The following is a 21,444-nucleotide window of genomic DNA, read 5'->3' on the forward strand; positions in this document are numbered from 1 at the left end:
CATGTGACGGGAGCTGAAGTCGCGCCTATCGATAAAGAAGGGCGGGAGGTTATTGGGCCTATTCACGTGTTGCCGTGTGATGTTGTGGCATCAAGCGGTGGCTGGAGCCCAACGTTGCATTTAAGCTGCCATACGGGCAGTCGACCAGTCTGGCGAGATGACGTCGCAGGGTTTGTTCCTGCCAATACAGTTGAAGGCATGGATTACGCAGGCGCTGTCATCGGTGAGCAAACCTTGCTAGATGTCATGCAAAGCGGTTTGGATGCTGCCGATAGAATCGCGACAGCATTAGAGGTTCAGCGCGATGGGGCGACATTGCCGCCTGTTGAGACCTTCCAAATGTCACCTGCTATGCACCTGTATTTATTGCCTCACCGTTTGCCTGTGAGCCGCGCGCCAAAGCAGTTTGTCGATTTTCAGAATGACGTGACGGCGGCAGGGATTGAGCTTGCGGTTCGAGAAGGCTATGAGTCGATTGAGCATATCAAACGCTACACGGCGATGGGTTTTGGTACCGATCAGGGCAAGACCGGCAACATCAATGGTATGGCGATTGCCGCAAATGCGATGGGCAAAACGATCGAAGAAACGGGAACCACGATTTTCCGCCCCATGTATACGCCAGTGACGTTTGGTGCGTTGGCTGGGCGCGAAGTTGGCAATTTGTTCGACCCAGAGCGTTACACTGCGATGCATGCATGGCACGTCGCTAACGGCGCAAAGTTTGAGAATGTCGGTCAGTGGAAACGTCCGTGGTACTACCCGAAAGGGAGTGAAACCATGGAGGAATCTCTGGCCCGAGAATGCAAGGCAACGCGGGAAAGCGTCGGGATCCTCGATGCCTCGACACTGGGTAAAATCGATATTCAAGGTAAAGACGCGAGAGACTTCCTTAACCGGATCTACACCAATGGCTGGGATAAGCTGGCCCCTGGAAAATGCCGTTATGGTTTGATGTGTCATGAAGACGGCATGGTGTTCGATGACGGCGTAACATCTTGTATTAACGACAGCCACTTCTTGATGACGACAACGTCAGGCGGTGCTGCGGGGGTTTTGCGTTGGCTAGAGCTTTGGCACCAAACAGAATGGCCAGAGCTGGAGGTCTACTTCAGCAGTGTCACTGACCACTGGGCAACGATGACCATCTCTGGGCCCAACAGTCGAAATCTGCTGAAAAAGCTGGTGGGTGATCAAGACATTTCAGAAGACGCGCTGCCGTTTATGAGTTGGAAACCCATGAAAGTGGCAGGTGTGGATGCCCGGGTGTTCCGTATCAGTTTCACCGGAGAGCTGTCGTTTGAGATTAACGTGAATGCCAACTTCGGCATGTATGTGTGGCAACAAGTGATGAATGCTGGCGAGGAGTATGAAATTACGCCTTACGGCACCGAGACCATGCACATTCTTCGTGCGGAAAAAGGGTTCATCATTGTAGGTCAAGACACAGACGGCTCGGTAACACCTCAAGATCTCAACATGGGATGGATAACGGGCAAACAGAAAACGTTCAGCTTTATTGGCCGTCGCTCTTGGGAACGAGAAGACACGTCTCGCACAGACAGAAAGCAATTGGTTGGATTGAAAACCACTGAGCCAAGCAAGGTGATACCGGAAGGAGCGCAAGCTGTCGATAACCCAGACCAACCAATTCCAATGACCATGGTTGGGCATGTTACGTCTTCGTACTACAGTGCCGTACTGGGTTGTTCAGTGGCTTTAGGTCTGATTAAAAACGGCTTAAACCGAATGGGCGACTACGTTTACTTCCCGCTGGCAGACGGGACAACGTTGAAAGCGCAAATTTGCAGCTCTGTTTTTTATGACATGAAGAATGAAAAACCGGGCAAAGCTCATGACAGCGAAGTGAAAGTTGAGACGGACTTTTCGCCATTACGTGAACTTCCTTTGAGCCACTTGGGCAAAGTCAAACCACAACAAGCGGCAGGTGTTCACCTTCATGAACACAAGAATGTCTCACAGCTTGTGCTGCGCGGAGAATCCACGCCAGCATTCGCAGGTGCTGTTGAGAAAACGCTTGGCGTGGCATTGCCGTCGCAGCCATGTACGACAGCGGCCGCCGAGGACGTAGAGGTTTGGTGGTTAGCCCCTGATGAATGGCTTATCGTCAGCCAAGAGCGCGGTGCGGAGCAAATTGAACAAAGTTTGCGAGATGCATTGGAAGGGCATTTTTCCATCACGGATGTAACGGGCGGACAGACGTTACTGACGTTGACAGGATCACATGCGATTGATGTCCTGAAAAAATCTACTTCGTACGATGTCGACGATAGGCACTTTCATGTTGGTCGCTGTGTCGGCACAACGTTTGCCAAGGCTCAGGTATTTTTGAAGCACAGCAGCGAAAATACGTATGAGCTGGTGGTCAGACGAAGCTTTGCAGACTATGTAGGGCTTTGGATCCAAGATGCGGCTGATGAATACGGTATCGCACTGGATTGTTAGCCATATTTAATGCGTCGATTGAGCAGTAAAAACGCCCCAATTTTGGGGCGTTTTTCCGTAAAGGATTTCTTAGATAACCTATTCAAAGCTTGCATGTTTAAAGTGCGGATTGTCGACCAATACCTCAATCGTTGAAATGGTGTCTAAGACAACAAGCTGCTCGGAGCCTTCTACATCCAGTAAGACACATTCATCTTTGTTCTCGTTGCGCCTTGTATCTTGCGCCACACCTTCAATGAGTTCACCTGTTTTCAACGTCAATCGAACCGGATAGTGAAACAGGCAAACGATCTCAATGTAGTCATAATCGGAACACTTAATCATGCTTGTCCTTTTGTTCGAGTTGGGTGTGTTTAGTGCGTTGCGCTTTCGATCATCTTGGACGATTTCTTTGCGCCAACCTGAACAATAAAGATACCCGCAAGCATGCTGATGATAAAGAGGCCGATTGTCGGGCTTTGAGTGCCAGCGAGAGTAATTGCAGGCCCAGGGCAGATACCCGCGAGTCCCCAACCTATACCAAAAAGCGCAGAACCGCTGAGTAACTTAGTGTCTGGTTTGGTGTGACTAGACAGCGTGAACGCTGCTGCAAGTTTAGGAACGTTTTGTTTCTTGATGACAAGGAAATAGCCGGGGATAAACACCATCAGCGCACCGCCCATCACAAAGGCTAAACTAGGATCCCATTGCCCGAATACGTCGAGAAAGCCAATAACTTTTACTGGGTCGACCATGCCGGAGACCATCATACCGAGACCAAACAGCAGGCCGGAAAGCAAAGCGATAAAACGAAACAACATGTCTGCCTCCTTTAGATAAACGCGGTAACAAAAACGGTGATCATCGCTGAAGCCATAAAGACGATGGTGGCGATAAGCGAGCGTGGAGATAATCGACCAATACCGCAAATACCGTGTCCGCTGGTACATCCGTTGGCGAGTTTGGTTCCAACGCCAACAAGAAGGCCTGCAATAACTGCGACAAGAGACGATTGGTCTGCGGGTGTGGAGGCAAGTTCAGGGAAAGGGATTCCCATACTATTGGCGGCTAAGCCAGCCACGATCATTCCGGCGATAAAGAACAATCGCCAATCGATATCACCGCGCTTAGGTGAGAGGAGCCCGCCAACGATTCCACTGATACCAGCAACCTTGCCGTTGAAATACAAAAGGATCAGTGCGGACAGGCCCAGCAACATACCACCAAACAGAGCTTCCCAAGGAAACACACCCCACATACTTGCCTCTCTTCATTTCTTCGAATTCATTTCACTATAAAAACACTTGGTATATTAGTCAATGCTAAAATAGATATTTATATTTAAGTTAATACTAATTAAGGGTGTGAAATGCCAGCGTTGTCCATTAAACGGAGAGGATGAAAGCGAGAGCTTAGCGTGTAGGGAAGGTGAACGAGGAGACGGGATGCTTGCTAGCTAGATAGCACGATAGAAATTTGCCAAATTCCGAATATCTGACACTTGTATCGACGTGAACTTGCCCATGCTAACAGGGAGTTGAGGTCATACAGGTAGTCTTATGAGAAATGTTGTTATCGCTCTGCTCACGCTGTTTTCTGTTTGTCTGATGCCTACGTCTGCGGTTAGCGCGACGCCATCTTCACCCAAGGCTAAATTATATTTTGTTGCACCTAGTGATGGCGAAATTGTGCCCGAAACGTTTAAGGTCGTGTTTGGCTTAAAAGGAATGACGATTGCCCCTGCGGGTGATAATCAGCCGAACTCAGGCCATCATCATTTGCTGATCAATGTCGATTCGTTGGTGGACTTTAGCTTACCGTTACCAGCCACTGACAACATTCGGCATTTCGGTGGCGGGCAAACCGAGACTTTGTTGACCTTGCCCAAAGGCAAGCATACGCTGCAATTGTTGCTGGGCGACCATCTGCATATTCCGCACGACAAGCCTGTGATGTCGGAGAAAATCACCATTACCGTTCGGTAGCGACAAGCTTGTTTACATAAATAAGAAAGGCCGCAATTGCGGCCTTTTTAGCGATGAAACGTATTACGCTTCTGGGTGAATCAAACGTACAGCCAACGAGCCAGCAGCGCGCATCGACTCGATATTGTGGCTCAATACAATGCCGTCTTCTGGGGCAAGGTACTGATGTTCTTCTTCGCCAAAGCTGTCGTATTGACGCGCCAAGATCTGCCCTTTTTTCACGGATTGCATCAATGAAACTTCTGGCAGAATGAAGCCGCCTTGTTCAGCACGCAGGCTCGTCACGCGTGCACTTTCGATGGCAGGTGTCAGCGCATCGACAGAACCTGAAAGGTTGCCGTAGTGCATCAGAATATTGGTTGCGCCTTCCAGCGTTCGCTGAACCATTGCCATGTCAGTGTAACGGCCCATGCCGATTTCAACCGTGATGCTAGGAATACCGTTTTCATTCCATACGGTTTCCAACACACCCGCCTCACCTGGGTCATTCAAAATCGCGTCCGGATTCATCAGGCGCGCCATGTTCAAGGCGTCTTCCAAACGGAAATCAGCGAATACGTAGAGAGGGTATACGGTGCCAGATGTTTGGGTATGAAGGTCAATTGCCAGTTCTGCATTTGGTTTTAGCAAGTTGTGCCAAATGGTGTACAGGTAGCGTTGTGGCTCATTACCGTGTGCGTTACCTGGGAAGAAACGGTTGAGGTTACCGTCAGACACATCTGGGTCTGAAGAGAAAAAGTCACGGCTATGATGCAGCATGCCGGTCAGGTTAACGGTTGGGACGATAGTAATGCTGCCCGCAATCTCTTTACCTTTCAGACTACGAGCGATTGCCTGTGCTGACAGGACGCCATTGTATTCGTCGCCATGAACACCCGCGGTGATCATAATTTTTTTACCAGGCTTTGTTCCTTTAAAAACCCACACAGGCAGGTGCTGCCATTGTGCCAATGCATCCGTCGCGGCGCGGAACCAAAACTTGTGTTGGCCTGATTCTAGCTGGTCTACGTCGAGAGAGCTGATCACGTCCAGACCGTCGATTTTGTTGCCTTTAATATACGTCGTCATGTTCTTTTTCTTGTTTTGAAAAAGGCGAGATTTTCATCTCGCCTTTATTGATAACTCTGTTATTTGCTAACTAGGTAAGCTTACGCGAAGCCAGCCAAATGTGCACCCACAACAGTGACACTTGCGATGACGAAGAGCAAAAGCATAAAACGCCATACAAATTTCGCCCAGTTACCCCAATCAATGCGGCACACACCTAGCGTCGCCATCAAAGACGCAGACGTTGGGACGATAATGTTTGTGAAGCCGTCACCCAGCTGGAATGCCAGAACGGCTACCTGACGCGTGATACCCGCGATATCAGATAAAGGTGCCAATAGCGGCATTGTCAGCGCTGCCTGACCAGAGCCAGACGTTACGAAGAAGTTGAACACTGACTGGAACACGTACATCAACCATGCTGCAACGGCTGATGGCAACTCACTGATTGCGCCGCCAGTATTGTGCAGGATGGTGTTCAGTACGCTTGGCTCAGCAGAACCGCCGCCCAGCAGCAACAATACGCCTTTCGCACAACCTACCAGCAGTGCAGGTGCCAGCATGATGCCTGCGCCTTCTTTGAAAGAAGCTGCTACGTCGTTCAGCGTCATGTTATTCAGCTTAAAGATCATCGCGATGATGGCGACGAAAAAGCCCATGGTGAAGAACTGAGAAGCGATTTCTGGGATGTACCAAGCGTGGGCAACAACGCCCCAAACAACCCAGATGGTCGTGGCGATAACGGTCAAGATAACCAGTGTGTCACCGAGGTTCCAGCGCACTTCACTGTCTTCGACTTTTTTGTCTTTCAGGTAAGCATCAGAGTGGAAGCTGTATGACGCCTCTGGGTTTGCTTTGATGCGCGCTGCGTACATCATGGTGAACGCGATACCGACCAGCGTGAAGCCAGCCCACATGATCATACGGAATGTCATGCCTGACAGAACAGGAACGCCCGCAATACCCTGCGCGATAGCCACAGAGAATGGGTTCATCCAAGATGTTGCAAAACCAACTTGTGTAGCGACGTACGTCACCATCACAGTGGTGATACCGTCGTAGCCTAAGCGAACCATCAGAGGTGCGATGATGATGCAAATGCCACCGCTTCTTCGCCCATACCAAATACGGCACCGCCCAAAGAGAACAGCAAGAAGAGTACAGGGATAAAGAGTGCTTCGCTGCCCTTGGTTTTATCGATCAGTTTCAGGATGCCGTTATCAATGGTGCCGGTACGCATAACGATACCGAAAGCACCACCAATGATGAGCATAAACATGATTACACCGATGGCTGAACCCCATTTAGAACCTGAAACCAGTCCTTCAAACGGGAAATTCATCAGGCCAATGCCACCGCCAGATGCAAAGAACTGAACGCGATTGTAAACCGCATCGCCATTTTCATCGGTGACATAACGGAATGATTCTGGGTTGATAACGGTGCGAGATTTTTCTGCGCCATCAACCATATACGTTACTTGTTGACTGTCAAACTGACCCACAGGGATCAGGTACGTCATTGCTGCGGCAAAAAGGCCAACAAAAAAGATCAGGATCAGGGTGTCGGGCATTTGCCACTTTGACGACGCTGACGACTGGTCTTGAGTCGAAAGGTGTGTTTGAGACATTCCATCATTCTCAAAAGTAAAAGGGGCATAAAATGTCGTAAAAATAGAATAAGAAGTCAATTCATTTTCATATTGCTAACGATATATTCAATTAATCCTTAATTTGAAGCAAAAACAGCATGTAAGGTTGAATAAAAATTGAACTGAAAAAGAGGGGGTATTCATTAAAAGAGTGGATGAAAAATGTACTTATAGGAAGGTGAGCCCGCTTTCCCATTCAATGCGTTATTTCTATGTATGAAGGCGATTGCTACTTCGTGAAGCCAAGTTTTGGTCCGCGCATCACCAGATAAACGGCCAATGCACAGATGGTGAAACCAATAACAGTTGCTGTACTGAATGCTTCATCAAAGAAAAGCCATCCTTGAATGGCTGTGATTGGTGGGACGAGGTAGATCACCGAGGTCACTTTGGAGGCTGCACCTTGTCCAACCATGTATAGGTAGAGCAGAACTGCAACCACTGACAGTGCCAATACTGACCAGACCATGGTCAGGGTAAAGGTCAATGACCACGTCACGTTAAACCCTTCGACGAACCAAGCAAGAGGAAGGAAGACACTCCCGCTGCAACATATTGCCACATTGCGCATGCGACCAAATCGACACCCTGACAGAAGTGCTTTTGATACAAGGTGCCAATGGTAATACCGATCAAGGCTGTGAATACGAAAAGGTAGGCGTAAAACGGTTGGGCATCAGCGTTCCATGTCATCTTGCCTTGAACCACAAAGGCAATACCAATGATGCCTGCGACCAAGCTATCCACTGCGCGGGGTTTAGACGTTCGCTGGAAAGGTTATTAACAATGAGTGCTGTCAAAATCGGTTGGAAGCCAACCAACAAGGAAGAGAGACCCGCAGGCATGCCAAAGCCAATCGCGGCGAAAACGCCGCCTAAATAGAACCCGTGGATCATCAGTCCAGATGCGAGCACATGAAAAAGGGCTCGCCCTTGAGGCATGGTAGGTTTCATTAAACCAAGGATGACGATAAAGACAATGACGTTCAGCACCATGCGAATAAACAAGAAGGTGGCTGCGTCCGCATAAGGAAGTCCAAACTTCGCGCCAATAAACCCAGTGCTCCACAAAACAACGAAGATGAAGGGGATGGCAGTCTTCAGCATGGGCGACAATCCTTGTGCTTACGTGAATTAACGGCTTGCAAAGTGATTAAAACGTATCCAGTTTTGTATCACAAGTGTTGTGCGACCATCAGGTAAAGGCCGACGAAATATTGCGCTCATTGTTCGCTTTTGTTGTAACACCTCAATGTGTGATTTCAGGTGCAGGCTAATGTCTGGCTACATTGTGTCTATCTAGGCGTGGTTTATGGTGGGCTAAAAGTGAGAGATGAATGGTCGTGTTGGACTCGAGTCTTATACACAGTGCCCGCTAGCTACGAGCACTGTTATTTGTTTTGCCTATCCGATGATGCTCATTTCATTCACCGTAAACGTTTCAACGGCATCAGATGTCGCTTCCACGTAATCTTTAAGGTGTTGTGCATTCATGTGGTTTTGCCAAAGTTCGCGGTTTACCCAGTTTTCATAGAAGACAAAATGCGCAGGGTTGTCATTGTCTTGGTGAAGGTCATATTGGAGGCACCCTTCTTCCGCTCGCGTGATATCGATAAGCTTTAGCAGTTCAGCTTTAACCAGTTCGATGCTGTCTTCTTTGGCGATGATATTCGCGACAATTGTTAATTTACTCATCGTGTTATTCCTTTTTATTTCTGTATTGGGAAAATTTTGGCTTAACGCTCTCTGGTATCTCGTTCTGAATCGCCTGTCATTGTGTGAGCCATTGGTGTTTCGATGTACAAAGGTTAGGTGTTTCTGCTGTTGGGATAAACAGACTAATCTTTAAATGATTATCAAAATATTTTTGATAATGAGGAAGGGCAGTGTGCAAATTAACGATTTGAAAATTGTGCTTAAAGTGGCAGAGCTGCGGAGTATTACGGCGGCAGCGACACAATTGGACATGCAAGTAGCGGCAGCGAGTGCAGCAGTGAAGCGCGTTGAACGCACGTTGGGCATTGAGTTGTTTGTCAGAACAACGCGCAGTCTGCGGCTCTCTTCGGCGGGCGAAAGGTATCTGCCTCAGTGTGAACAAGCTCTGCAAATGCTTGAGCAGGCCAAACGGAATGTCAAAGAAGGCCTCGACGTTATTGATGGTGAGCTACGAATCTCAATGTCTTCAGATTTGGGTAGAAACAGGGTTCTACCTTGGCTAGACGAATTTATGGATGCTTACCCCAGTGTTAGCTTGCGCACCAGCGTCAGTGACAGCAATGTCGATTTTTATCGCGATTCGATAGACATGGCACTGCGCTACGGGTCGCCGGGAGAAGCCAATGTCTTTGGGTTTAAGCTTTGTAATGTTCCACGCCTGCTCTGCGCCGCACCGTCATACCTTGAAAAGTATGGTGTACCCTCGCACCCAAAGGATCTCAAAGGTCACAATGCGCTGCTATTTCAGCTGCAAAACATCCTGCATGATGTATGGGAGTTTGATGATGGTCAGAATAAACACAAAGTGAAAGTGAGCGGAAATCGTGCATCGGATGATGCCGAGTTAGTGAGACGCTGGTGCGCAGCGGGCAAGGGTATTGCGGCGAAATCCGCACTCGATATGTCTGGCGATTTGTTAGAAGGTAAGGTTGTTCCATTGATGGAGGATTACCCGCCGATATCCTCGGAACTTTGGCTTGTGTTTCCGAGCAGACAATCCATCACTCCAGCGGCGAGATTGCTCAGAGAGATGCTGAAAGACAAGTGTGAGGCGTTACTTAACCAGTTGGTTGAGCAAGATATAATTAAATCCAGTCGTTTGTCCTAAAGGCAAGGATACTCGTAGCGCGCGGCATCAAAGCCATCGACTTCTTTCCTATCGATGCAGTAAAAGCCAAAAGATTCATAGAAATTACGAAGACGTGGCCTGTCGCCATGACAGTCGCAGCGTAGCCAGCGTTTTCCATTGTCTTTCGCCATTGTCACCATGCATCGAGAACGCGATGCCCGATACCTTTCGTGATGAATTCATCACCGATGACGAGCTTATGAAAGAAAAGACTGTCATTGGTGGTGATTTCTGGCCAGAAGAGTTCATCTTCCTCCAACACAAAAACGCCGCCAATGGCTTGGCCTTTATCCATCACCATATACAGGCTGTCCGCACCATAAGCACCCACCAGTGCCTCAATCGAGACTTCTTCCGGTTCCCATAGCGGGATTCCTGCCGTTCTCAAACGGTGGATAGCCTGCATCAGATAACGGTGTATCAGAGCCCAATCTTCAGGGTTGGATGATTTGGTCAGCGTGTAAGGCATTTTAGGTCTCAACTGTAGAGCGGATTATGCAATTTTAGCTGAATGTTAACGTCAACTTTGCTCCGATGCTGCGAGCGTTTTCTTAAGTCCACGATTTTTGTTCAGTTCAATTTTGTATGCGGCCATGAGCGTAGAGAGATCTGCAACTTTGATGGTGCATTCACCGTCGTTGTTCATGGAATCAAGGGCATCATTGTTTAAGCGAATGAGCGTATTTCGCATCGCTTGGGTATCGGTCGTAATTGGCATTTTTATTGATTTACTTGTTATTACAGGGCTATTTAAGCAAAAAGCAAAAATGAAGTTTAGTGCTTTATGGAAAATGCGACCGAGTTTGTTGCTAAATTAAGCGAAAAACGGGATTTTGAGCTCAAAAGAGCTGAAAATCCCTAGTCTGAGTGGCCGATATCTTATTGAGGTAGAATGACTTCTTCTACGTTAAAGCCTTTCTCACCCGCAACACGTAGGAATCGGGCAAGTAATTCATCAGAGACGGTAGGCGTTCTTGCAAGTAACCAGAGATAGTCTTTGTTGTAGCCAGAAATAAAGGCGTAGTCGTAGTCTTCTCCAAGCTCGTAAACCACATAAGAAGAATAAAACGGGCCAAAGAACGAGACTTTAAGGTGGCCAATGCTCGGGTCGTCCACGAAGTAAGCTTTGCCGATTGCTTCAGACCATTCGTTGTCTTCAGCATTAAAACCACGGTTAATGACGTTAATGCCGCCATCTTCTCTTGGGACATATTCTGCGGTGACTTTTGTCAGGCCACGTTCAAAAGAGTGGTCAAGCCTTGCAATCTCATACCATTTACCGAGGTAGCGAGACTCGTCAAATTGGGTGACGGGCGCAACGCCTTCAGGAATGGACTGGCAAGCAGTGAGCGCAAAAACTGACAGTAAGATAAGGAAGCGTTTAAACATAGAAACTCTCTTTTATTTTGGTTTTAGAGTTAGTTACGAGATTGCGTACGTTATTGATCACTGTTTCTTTCAATCAGCAATTCGGCAATGGCTTCTGCAAGCGCGGCGTGTCCTTCTTCGTCCATGTGCAGGCCATCAATGGGAGAGGCTTCGCACACTTCGCTGGCATCGAGGAATTCACACATTTCCTCTTGCGCCACGACGCTGAAATGTTCAGACAGTTCGAGGGATTTCTCTCGACCATTGCGAAAACCCAACGCCCAGTTATTGTCATCGTGCATAGGGGGTGGAGAGACAATCAGGATTTGAGGCATGGGGTAAGAGGCATTGTCTGTGTCGCGTATTTGATTAATGAGTTTACGGATACCTTCGGCTACCCAAGCAGGCTCAGACGGGAACTGGGATTTCAGATCATTCGTCCCCAACATTATGACTACCCAGTCGAGAGGGCGGTGCGTGAGCAGAACCATGGGTAGGGCTGCACTGCCATCTCGGTAAGGCTTCATTGGGTCGTTCCACACCGTAGTTCGACCGTTCAATCCTTCTTCCAGCACATACCAATGTTCTTCAGGCGACGTATTTTGGTTGAGGTGCTCCTCCAATCGAGACGTCCATCTTACACCTTCAGGCCAACGCTGAGCATTGGTCGGGTTGTAGCCCCAAGTGTTTGAATCACCGAAGCATAGTATCCGTGGCATTGTTCTTCCTCTTTCCAGTCACAGCCATACAGTTTATACCCAAGTTGCACAATTAAGGAGGAGAAAACCGGATATTTGGTGTCGTTTTTTGACGCTTTTACTTTTTGGCATGTCGCCTGTTGAACACTCGTCATGAATAAAAACGCCCATGTTAACGGAGATATACCCAAACAACGTGAGAGCAGGTTGTTTGGGTATGGAAGCTAGGCCACTAATGAGGGTTCAGCCATGACAGACAGTGACAAAAGTCTCCTCCAAGCAAGAGCAGGCGCGGCAAGACACAACACCTCCGTCGATCAATCCACCCGACGCGTTCCCATTAACTTACGGCAATCGGGTCCCACACCCGTTGAAATGCTGATATCCACTCGCGTTCGTAAGTCCCCCTATTGGCACCTCGCTTTTGAAGCGGGTTGCTGGCGTGCAACCGTTTATAACCGAATTTACCACCCTCGTGGCTATGTGCTTCCCGAAGACGGTGGAGCCATGGTCGAGTACGATGCGCTCGTGAACCATGTGACGATGTGGAACGTGGCTGTTGAGCGACAAATTCAGGTCAAAGGGCCAGACGCGGAAAAGTTTGTCGATTTCGTGATCACACGTGCCGCAAACCTGATAAAACCGATGCACGGGAAATACGTCATTCTTTGCAATGAAGAAGGTGGGATCCTCAACGACCCTGTGCTGCTGCGCCCGGCAGAGGATGAGTTCTGGTTCTCCATTTCAGACAGTGATTTGGAGTTTTGGCTCAAGGGCGTAAACATTGGTAAAGGCTTCGATGTCTCCATCGCCGAAATTGACGTTGCGCCTCTACAAATTCAGGGACCGAAATCGGAGGCACTGATGGCCGACCTCTTTGGCCCTGGAGTCAGTGATATTCCGTTTTATGGCCTGATGGAAGGTAACCTAAATGGCGCGGATGTCATTATCTCGCAGACCGGCTTTACCGGCGAAAAAGGGTATGAAATCTACTGTAAAGACGCCACGCTGCATGCTGAGACCGTTTGGTATGCCGTATTAGAGGCAGGTAAAGCTCATAATCTTATGGTTATTGCACCTGCCCACCATCGCCGTATTGCTGCGGGCATTCTTTCCTGGGGGCAAGATCTCGATCAGGAAGTCTCGCCATTCCAGTGCAACCTTGCCTATCAAGTACCGCGCAACAAAGACGGCGACTACATCGGCAAAGCCGCGTTGGAGAAAGCGAGAGATGAGATTGAAGCAGGAAATTCACCCTACAAGCTAGGTATGGTTGGCATAGTGTTCGGTGGCGAACCTGTTACGGACTACGCCAACGACTTTTGGCTCATTCACGGCGAAGATGGCGGTGACGCGATCGGTTACGTCACATCACCTTGGTACAGCCCAGAGTTAGAAACGAACATCGCACTTTGCCATGTGCCTTGGGGCATGAGGGATGTCGGCACCAAATTGAAGGTGGCTCTGCCGTCTGAATATGGTGGAGAAGTTGTCGATGCAGAGGTAGTTGATGTACCCTTCCGCCCTTCCGTTAATCCAAATTCTCGTGAAGTGGCGAAAGATCGCGGCAGCGACTTCGTCGATTAACAGCAGTGGGTGCCGCCCTTGCTGCACCCACTACTCTCCTCAGGCGACAATTTAATGATCATGGATTCACTCTCTGGCAGCGATAATCGAGTGCCGCATCAAGCCGATCTTGCTAAAGCAGCATCATCGCTTGTGGCGAATGCATCGATTGAGGCCACACCAAAACAAATTGCTGATCTGGGCAATAAAGCACCGGATTGGATGCAAGAGGGTATGCGCATCTATGTTCCTGCTTTGCCCAATGCAGATTTTGGTGATGCGATAAAGGCCAGTGAAACCCTTCTGGCTTGGGGAATGAAACCTGTGCCTCATCTTCCCGCGCGAATTGTGCCAGACACTGAAACGCTGACCGGCTGGCTAGCATCTATGCAGCGTATTGGTGTGAAAGAAATACTGCTTATCGCCGGGGATACAGAAACACCAGCAGGACCGTTTCCTGATACGCTTGCACTTATAAAATCAGGGTTACTTTCTGAGTATGGTCTGACAGGTTTTGGCGTCGCCGGACACCCGGAAGGGCATCCCCATGCCGACGACGAGGCATTGCTGAATGCGATGCGCTATAAACGCGATTACGCAGTGGCACATGACCTAGATTTTTGGGTCGTCACACAGTTTTCTTTTGATGAGGAATCACTCATTAGCTGGCTTGACCGACATCAAGCCATTCTCGAATCCGTTCCTGTCTACTTGGGCCTCGCGGGTCCAACTCGGCTTAAAAACTTACTGGCCTATGCCGCACAGTGCGGAGTCGCAACGTCGGCGAAAGCGTTGAGTAAAAACATGAATGCAATGAGGCTGCTTAGGCCTTGGAAACCTGATGCGCTATTCCAAGCCTTGAGTAAGTACAAAGCGTCGCATTCAGCGACGCCGCTTCAGGGGGTTCACCTTTTTCCTTTTGGCGGCTTGCAGCAGTCCAACCAATGGTTGTCATCGGCACATTTGCTTGTGTCGTAATGAAGTTGGGATAGCAGGTATGAATAATCACAATAATGCAGTACTGGCAGAATCATCTATGACAGTTTTACCTCCACCGGGTTCGCCGGATATCGACATTGCGCGTGCAGTGAAACCTTGGCCGATTTTTGAGGTGGCACAGCGTAAATTGGGTGTTGCACCGCACGCACTCATTCCTTATGGACATTACAAAGCAAAGTTGGATTTGGCGCAGATTGATGCGACCAAGCAAGGAAAGCTTGTTCTGGTAACAGCGATTACACCCACACCTGCGGGAGAGGGGAAAACAACTACCAGTATCGGATTAACCGATGCGCTGAACAGTATCGGCGTGAATGCCAGTGTGTGTTTGAGAGAGCCGTCACTTGGGCCTTGTTTTGGCGTTAAAGGCGGTGCCGCAGGTGGTGGTCGTTCGCAAGCGATCCCGATGGAAGATTTGAATTTACATTTTAACGGTGACTTCCATGCGATTACGTCTGCGCATAACTTGTTGGCAGCACTCATTGATAATCACATTCACTGGGACAATGAACTCGATTTAGACCCGCGCCGGATCACCTGGCGTCGCGTCATGGACATGAACGATCGCGCGCTTCGCCATACGTTGGTCGGCCTTGGTGGTCCTGCGCACGGTCAGCCGCGCGAGTCAGGTTTCGATATCACGGTTGCCTCCGAAATCATGGCGATTTTGTGCCTTTCTGAAGACCGTAAAGACCTGCAGCGTCGCTTGGGTAACATCATCATTGGCAGAGATACCAGTGGCAGACCTGTCACTGCTCGCGAGTTGGGCGCAGACGGCGCGATGACGGTACTGCTGAAAGATGCGATCCAGCCGAACTTGATCCAAACACTAGAGCATAACCCTGCACTCATCCACGGCGGCCCGTTCGCTAATATTGCCCACGGTTGTAACTCTGTGATGGCAACGCGCACCGCGATGGGATTGTCAGACGTGGTCGTGACAGAGGCGGGTTTTGGTGCGGATTTAGGCGCTGAAAAGTTTATCCATATCAAGTCACGTATTTCGGGGTTAGAACCCGATGTCGCCGTACTTGTCTGTACTGTGCGCGCATTGAAAATGCAGGGAGGTTTGGCGAAAACCGAGCTTGATGAACCGAACTTGGACGCACTGTCAAAAGGTGTAGTGAACCTTGAACGCCACATCCAAAATATGCAGAAGTTTGGCCTGAACCCTATTGTGGCGGTTAACCGTTTCCCAACCGATTCAGCGCAAGAACTCACCGCTATCAAAGAAGTGTGTTTGAAGATGGGAGCACGCGTTGAAGAAGCCACGCACTGGGCAGAAGGGGGCGAAGGAGCGAAAGCGGTCGCAGAGGCGGTGAAAACGGTACTTGAAACCGAAGAGGTAAACGTTAACTACCTCTACGAGGATGCGCAGCCAATCGACGAAAAAATTCGTACGGTTGCTACCGAGCTCTATGGAGCAGCGGATGTGCAATTTAACATCGCAGCGCAAAAGCAGTTGGATGAAATTCATGAGCTGGGCTTTGGTCACTTGCCGGTTTGTATCGCCAAAACGCCTTATAGCTTCTCTTCAGAGGCCAGTGAGTTGGGCGCGCCAGAAGGGCATGTTTTGCCAGTAAGAGAATTACGATTGATGGCAGGTGCAGGCTTTGTTGTCGCAATATGCGGTGATGTAATGACCATGCCGGGTTTACCGAAAAAACCGGCTGCGCTAAACATTTCGCTGGACGATGATGGCGAGATTGTCGGCTTGTTTTAAGTCGCATCAACAAAAAAGGTATTAAAAAACGCCACGTCATGTGGCGTTTTTTGTTACTTGGCGCATAGGGCAGGAATCAACCCAAATGCATAGCTAACATGCTCTTTAACCAACGAAGAAAAGAGTATGCAGTGATGAGCAACAAGGAAGAATACACTTACAAAGAGCGTCTTGTAGAACTGGACACTGAGCGTCAGTTTCGTATCGGTGAAGGCAAAATCAGTGGCTACCTTTCCGTTTTGCTGGGGGCACTCAGCTTACTGGCCGTGCTTGCTTATCTTTACCCGTCGGTTCTGACCACGACGGAACTTCGCCAAGCGTACGATGCTGAAAAGTTGCAGGAAGTGTTGAAGTACGGCATGTACTTTTCCCTGTTCTTCGGCAGTATGACGCACTTTTTGAAAAAGTATCGCCGTTATGGATGCACAGGTATTCTTCTGACCCTCATCGCGTTTGCATTGGGTGGATACAAGGTGCCGGTCGGCCCTGTTGATGCCCAAACATTGTCACTGGGCGTGGATTGGTTGATATTGGCATTGCTCGGCTCTGCAGCTATCTTCGTGACATTAGAAAAGCTTTTACCCAAGTATAAAAATCAGGTTATTTTGCGCCCTGAATGGGAAACTGATTTCCTGTATTTTTGCTTCAACCATCTCGCGATTTCCGCCATCCTGATTTACGCCAACTATCACACCAGCCATTTCGATTGGGCGGTAAGTGCTTCTTTCCAATCTAGCTTTCAATCTTTACCTTTCCTTGCTCAGTTCATGATTGTGCTTGTTGCTGCAGATTTTGTGCTGTACTGGGAGCACCGTTTGTTCCATGAGGTGAAGTGGTTCTGGCCTGTCCATGCCGTGCACCATTCTGTCGAAAACTTGGATTGGCTGGCAGGGTCACGTGGTCACTTTATTCAGGTGTTCTCGGAGCGTGCCATGGTGTTAGTACCGCTCTACTTGCTGGGGCCGTCAGAATCGGTGTTGAATGTATATGTAGTATTTGCCGCACTGCAGGCGGTACTAATTCACTGCAATACCAGACTGTCATTTGGTCCACTGAAGTACATCTTCGTGACCCCGCAATTTCACCATTGGCACCACGGCTCAGAAAAGCCTGCGATTGATACAAACTATGGTGCACATCTTGTGTTGTTTGATTGGCTATTTGGCACCATGCATATGCCAAAACAGCATTGGCCTGCTGAATACGGCACCACCAAGCCGCTGCCAAAATCCATCATCGGGCAGACGATTTATCCTTTGAAAGCCGTTTTAAAAATGCTCAAAACAAACAGAGCTTAACAACACTCTTTGCGTGCGATTGACTGACGCATTCCTGATAGTTCCTGTCGCAATCGCACCGCTGATTCACCCCCTTGTTGGTTAACTTGAACTACATATAAAGAGAAAACCAACGCGGGTAGACAAGATGTCGAACAACAATCCAATTGCAGCCGCTTTGCATCGGGATTCCATCATTATTGATGGGCTGATTATTGCGAAATGGAACCGTGCTCTGTTTGAGGACATGGCGAAAGGTGGCCTCACGGCAGCGAACTGTACCGTGTCTGTGTGGGAGGGATTTCAGGCCACGGTCGACAACATCGTTGAGTTCAATCAACTGATGCAGGAAAACAATGACCTAATCCGCCCCGTTCGCACCATCGAGGATATCTTCCGCGCCAAGGAGGAAGGGAAAACAGGCATTATGCTTGGCTTCCAAAACGTCCACGCGTTTGAAGACAAACTGGGCTACATAGAAATCTTTAAAAAGCTTGGTGTTGGCATTGCTCAGATGGCATACAACACCCAAAACTTGGTGGGCACTGGCTGCTACGAGCGAGACGGTGGGTTATCCGGCTTTGGCCGCGAAGTGGTCGCGGAAATGAACCGTGTCGGCATCATGTGTGACCTTTCCCACGTTGGCCCTAAAACCTCTGAAGAAGTCATTCTCGAGTCGAAAAAGCCAGTCTGTTACTCCCACTGCTTGCCGCTTGGCTTGAAAGAGCACCCCCGAAATAAATCCGATGAAGAGTTGAAGTTTATTGCCGACCACGGTGGCTTTATCGCGTCACCATGTTCGCCCCTTTCCTTAAAAACGGCATCAACTCAACGATTGAAGATTATGTCGAAGCAATAGATTACATCGTGGATTTGGTTGGTGAAGACTGCGTGGGGATCGGCACGGACTTTACGCAAGGTCATGACCAAGCCTTTTTCGAATGGATCACCCATGACAAGGGCTATGCCAGAAGGCTGACGCGATTTGGCGAGATCATCAATCCGAAAGGTATTCGTACCGTTGGAGAGTTTCCAAACCTCACTGAAGCACTGCTCGCGAATGGCTGGTCACCAGAGAAAGTCCAGAAAATCATGGGCGGTAACTGGGTCAACGTATTGAGAGACGTTTGGGGCGAATAGAAGCGTTAACAGAGAGGATTGAATAATGGGAAAGCATGCCCCTGAGATACCGATTGAAGTGGACGATGAGACTGGCGTTTGGAGTACAGATGGCTTGCCCATGCTGTATGTGCCGAGACACTTTTTCATCAACAACCACGCGGCAGTCGAAGATGCGATAGGCGAGGAAGTCTATGCAGATTTGCTCTACAAAGCGGGCTATAAATCTGCTTATTTTTGGTGTGAGCAGGAAGGGGAAACGCACGGCATCTCGGGTGCCGAGGTGTTTGACCATTACATGAAACGCCTATCCCAGCGCGGTTGGGGGCAGTTCTTCATTGAGCAGCTAGATGTGGCGCAAGGTACTGCCAAGGTGCGCCTAGAGAATTCAGCCTTTGTTTATTACTACGGCAAGGTAAACCGCAAGGTGGACTACATGTTCACGGGTTGGTTTGCTGGTGCCATGGATCAAGTCACGGAAAGTGTAGGTTTCCCAATCAAGACCGTTGCCACCCAGCTGCAAAGCGCATCAGAGGATGGGGTGGAGTTTGGCCTGTTTGAGGTGAAGCCTATCGGGTAATGCCAAAAGGAAGCAAAAAGGCTCAGGAAAGAAGTCTGCTTCCATTGCGTATAAGGAAGTGCAATGTCTCAGTTCGATGCGATTTTTCAGCCGCTCGCGATCAATAAGCTCACGATCCGAAACCGTGTAATTAGCACCGCGCACGCCGAGGTCTATGCGACAGAAAACGGCATGCCCACCGAGCGATATATCAAGTACTACGAAGAAAAAGCCAAGGGTGGAATTGGACTCTGTGTATGTGGCGGTTCAAGCCTGTATCCATAGATAGTCCTCAAGGCTGGTGGAAGTCGGTCAACATGGCATCGGATGATGTCATTCCACATCTTCAAAACCTCGCGGATGCCATGCATAAGCATGGCGCACACATCATGATTCAGTTGACCCACATGGGACGCCGCTCTCGTTGGGACGGTGGAAATTGGCCTAGCTTGATGAGCCCGAGTGGTATTCGTGAGCCAGTACACCGTGCGACCTGTAAAACCATCGAACCAGAGGAAATTTGGCGCGTGATCGATGACTTTGCCAAGGCAGTGAAGCGTGCGAAAGACGGTGGGTTAGATGGTGTTGAACTGTCCTTTGCGCACCAACATTTAGTGGATCAGTTTTGGAGCCCACGGGTGAATCGTCGCACCGATGAGTGGGGCGGAAGCTTTGAAAACCGTATGCGCTTCGGCACCGAGGTATTGAAAGCCGTACGAGCAGAAGTTGGGCGAGATTATGCAGTCGGCATTCGCATGACTGGCGATGAATTTCATCCCGATGGCCTAGACCATGAAGCGATGAAAGAGATCGCAGCTTATTACGACAGCCTTGGCTTGATTGATTTCTTCAGTGTTGTCGGCTCAGGCTGCGACACCCACAACACCTTGGCCAATGTTATTCCCAACATGACTTATCCCCCAGAGCCTTTTATCCACTTGGCGGCTGGTATCCGAAGTGTGGTGAGCGTGCCTGTCATGCATGCGCAGAACATTAAAGATCCGGTTCAAGCAGCACGCGCACTGGAAAGCGGGTTGGTCGATTTTGTCGGTATGACAAGGGCGCACATTGCCGATCCGCACCTCATCACCAAAGTGAAGCTGGGGCAGACGGATCAAATTCGCCAATGCGTGGGAGCAAACTATTGTATCGATCGCCAGTACCAAGGCATCGATGTGTTATGCGTACAAAATGCCGCGACCTCTCGCGAGTCACACCTTCCGCATAACATCTCTAAAACTGATGGCCCAATCCGTAAGGTTGTTGTCGTTGGTGGTGGCCCTGGCGGCATGGAAGCCGCGCGCGTATGCGCAGAGCGAGGGCACAAGGTCACGCTATATGAAAAGGGCAGCGAACTTGGCGGACAAATCTCCTTGGCTGCTCAAGCGCCACAGCGCGAACAAATCGCAGGGATCACACGCTGGTTTGATTTAGAACTGCGTCGGTTGGGCGTCAATCTGGTGTTCGATACCGCGGCAGATGAGCAAACGATTCTAAGCGAAAACCCTGACGTCGTTGTATTGGCTGTTGGCGGTAAGCCATTTATCAATCAAATGCCTGAATGGGGTGGCGATGACGGCTTGGTGGTGTCTACGTGGGATATTTTGAGTGGTGCAGTTGAACCGGGCAAGAATGTGGTGATTTATGACACCATCTGTGAGTTTGCTGGTATGTCTGTTGCCGACTTCCTTGCAGCAAAAGGTTCTCTCGTTGAGCTGGTCACCGATGACATTAAGCCGGGTGTCGCGGTAGGCGGTACAAGTTTCCCTACTTATTACCGCAGCCTCTATGAGCGAGAAGTGATTATGACACCAGACCTCACACTGGAGCAGGTTTACAGGGAAGGCGACAAAATCATCGCTCGTTTTGAGAACGAATACACTGGCGTTAGAGAAGAACGTGTGGTTGACCAGGTAGTGGTTGAGAATGGCGTGAGACCGGATGAGGCACTCTATTACGCGCTGAAAGATGGCGCGCGAAACAAAGGGCAGGTCGATATCAATGCGCTCTTTGCCTTTGAACCGCAACCTGCGTTTTCTGAATCCGGCGACGGTTATCTGCTCTTTAGAATTGGTGATTGCGGCGCGCCAAGAAACATCCATGCAGCCATCTACGATGCCCTGCGGATATTTAAAGATCTCTAAATGTCTGCGAGGTAGAAGC

The 21,444-nt window shown here is 49.3% G+C and carries 17 protein-coding genes and 4 pseudogenes; 10 read left to right on the forward strand and 11 right to left on the reverse strand.

What is annotated here, in order from left to right:
• Positions 1–2,466 (forward strand): sarcosine oxidase subunit gamma family protein (locus ATN88_RS05970; protein WP_067412844.1); only part of this gene is annotated, 2,466 nt, incomplete at its 5' end.
• Between the two features lie 78 nt (positions 2,467–2,544).
• Here ATN88_RS05970 and ATN88_RS05975 read toward each other — a convergent pair.
• From ATN88_RS05975 to ATN88_RS05985, 3 genes are read right to left on the reverse strand one after another with little or no spacing between them, the layout of a single operon-like run.
• On the reverse strand, positions 2,545–2,790 hold the full coding sequence (locus ATN88_RS05975; protein ID WP_067412847.1) for a Rho-binding antiterminator: 246 nt from the start codon (positions 2,788–2,790) through the stop codon (positions 2,545–2,547).
• Positions 2,791–2,819: 29 nt separating this feature from the next.
• On the reverse strand, positions 2,820–3,266 hold the full coding sequence (locus ATN88_RS05980) for a YeeE/YedE family protein (RefSeq protein ID WP_067412852.1): 447 nt from the start codon (positions 3,264–3,266) through the stop codon (positions 2,820–2,822).
• A gap of 11 nt (positions 3,267–3,277) precedes the next feature.
• Entirely contained in the window at positions 3,278–3,703 is a 426-nt protein-coding gene (locus tag ATN88_RS05985) for a YeeE/YedE family protein (RefSeq protein WP_067412856.1), read from the reverse strand.
• Positions 3,704–4,004: 301 nt separating this feature from the next.
• Between ATN88_RS05985 and ATN88_RS05990 the strand changes: the two genes are divergently transcribed.
• Positions 4,005–4,430: a DUF4399 domain-containing protein gene (locus ATN88_RS05990; protein ID WP_067412859.1), complete on the forward strand. Its 426-nt coding sequence runs from the start codon at positions 4,005–4,007 to the stop codon at positions 4,428–4,430.
• Positions 4,431–4,493: 63 nt separating this feature from the next.
• Here ATN88_RS05990 and ATN88_RS05995 read toward each other — a convergent pair whose 3' ends face one another.
• From ATN88_RS05995 to ATN88_RS06010, 4 genes and pseudogenes are all read right to left on the reverse strand, one after another.
• The gene (locus ATN88_RS05995; protein ID WP_067412863.1) at positions 4,494–5,498 is read right to left on the reverse strand and encodes a succinylglutamate desuccinylase/aspartoacylase family protein; all 1,005 of its coding nucleotides are present in this window, start codon (positions 5,496–5,498) and stop codon (positions 4,494–4,496) included.
• Positions 5,499–5,578: 80 nt separating this feature from the next.
• A pseudogene (gene yfcC / locus ATN88_RS06000) lies at positions 5,579–7,050 on the reverse strand (putative basic amino acid antiporter YfcC).
• Positions 7,051–7,357: 307 nt separating this feature from the next.
• Positions 7,358–8,234, reverse strand: a pseudogene (locus ATN88_RS29065) (DMT family transporter).
• A 297-nt stretch (positions 8,235–8,531) separates the two neighbouring features.
• Complete coding sequence (locus ATN88_RS06010; protein WP_067412867.1) at positions 8,532–8,822, reverse strand: putative quinol monooxygenase; 291 nt, start codon at positions 8,820–8,822, stop codon at positions 8,532–8,534.
• A 193-nt stretch (positions 8,823–9,015) separates the two neighbouring features.
• On the opposite strand from ATN88_RS06010, the gene ATN88_RS06015 reads away from it, so the two are divergent.
• Positions 9,016–9,951 (forward strand): LysR family transcriptional regulator, encoded by a 936-nt coding sequence (locus tag ATN88_RS06015; protein WP_067412870.1) that lies wholly within the window; start codon positions 9,016–9,018, stop codon positions 9,949–9,951.
• A 154-nt stretch (positions 9,952–10,105) separates the two neighbouring features.
• On the opposite strand, the gene ATN88_RS06020 is transcribed toward ATN88_RS06015, so the two are convergent.
• The 4 genes from ATN88_RS06020 to ATN88_RS06035 form a co-directional block, all read right to left on the reverse strand.
• Positions 10,106–10,441, reverse strand: coding sequence for a hypothetical protein (locus ATN88_RS06020; RefSeq protein WP_067412873.1), 336 nt, complete (start codon positions 10,439–10,441; stop codon positions 10,106–10,108).
• 51 nt (positions 10,442–10,492) lie between these two features.
• A complete protein-coding gene (locus tag ATN88_RS06025) occupies positions 10,493–10,690 on the reverse strand; it encodes a hypothetical protein (RefSeq protein WP_067412877.1) in 198 nt (65 codons plus the stop codon).
• A 161-nt stretch (positions 10,691–10,851) separates the two neighbouring features.
• Positions 10,852–11,361, reverse strand: coding sequence for a lipocalin family protein (locus tag ATN88_RS06030; RefSeq protein WP_067412880.1), 510 nt, complete (start codon positions 11,359–11,361; stop codon positions 10,852–10,854).
• Positions 11,362–11,411: 50 nt separating this feature from the next.
• Complete coding sequence (locus ATN88_RS06035; protein ID WP_067412883.1) at positions 11,412–12,059, reverse strand: SGNH/GDSL hydrolase family protein; 648 nt, start codon at positions 12,057–12,059, stop codon at positions 11,412–11,414.
• A 228-nt stretch (positions 12,060–12,287) separates the two neighbouring features.
• Between ATN88_RS06035 and ATN88_RS06040 the strand changes: the two genes are divergently transcribed.
• From ATN88_RS06040 to ATN88_RS06070, 7 genes and pseudogenes are all read left to right on the forward strand, one after another.
• Positions 12,288–13,625 carry a glycine cleavage T C-terminal barrel domain-containing protein gene (locus ATN88_RS06040; RefSeq protein ID WP_067412892.1) on the forward strand — a complete coding sequence of 446 codons (1,338 nt, stop codon included), beginning with the start codon at positions 12,288–12,290 and terminating at the stop codon, positions 13,623–13,625.
• A gap of 54 nt (positions 13,626–13,679) precedes the next feature.
• Complete coding sequence (locus tag ATN88_RS06045; protein ID WP_067412896.1) at positions 13,680–14,582, forward strand: methylenetetrahydrofolate reductase; 903 nt, start codon at positions 13,680–13,682, stop codon at positions 14,580–14,582.
• A 19-nt stretch (positions 14,583–14,601) separates the two neighbouring features.
• Positions 14,602–16,326, forward strand: a complete 1,725-nt coding sequence (locus ATN88_RS06050) for a formate--tetrahydrofolate ligase (protein WP_083539425.1) — start codon at positions 14,602–14,604, stop codon at positions 16,324–16,326.
• A gap of 134 nt (positions 16,327–16,460) precedes the next feature.
• The gene (locus ATN88_RS06055) at positions 16,461–17,624 is read left to right on the forward strand and encodes a sterol desaturase family protein (protein WP_067412899.1); all 1,164 of its coding nucleotides are present in this window, start codon (positions 16,461–16,463) and stop codon (positions 17,622–17,624) included.
• A gap of 127 nt (positions 17,625–17,751) precedes the next feature.
• A pseudogene (locus ATN88_RS06060) lies at positions 17,752–18,743 on the forward strand (dipeptidase).
• 25 nt (positions 18,744–18,768) lie between these two features.
• Entirely contained in the window at positions 18,769–19,302 is a 534-nt protein-coding gene (locus ATN88_RS06065) for a DUF5943 domain-containing protein (RefSeq protein ID WP_067412903.1), read from the forward strand.
• Positions 19,303–19,365: 63 nt separating this feature from the next.
• Positions 19,366–21,425, forward strand: a pseudogene (locus tag ATN88_RS06070) (oxidoreductase).
• The last annotated feature ends 19 nt before the right edge of the window (positions 21,426–21,444 follow it).

The organism is Enterovibrio coralii (genome assembly GCF_001559595.1).
Taxonomy (GTDB): Bacteria; Pseudomonadota; Gammaproteobacteria; order Enterobacterales; family Vibrionaceae; genus Enterovibrio; species Enterovibrio coralii.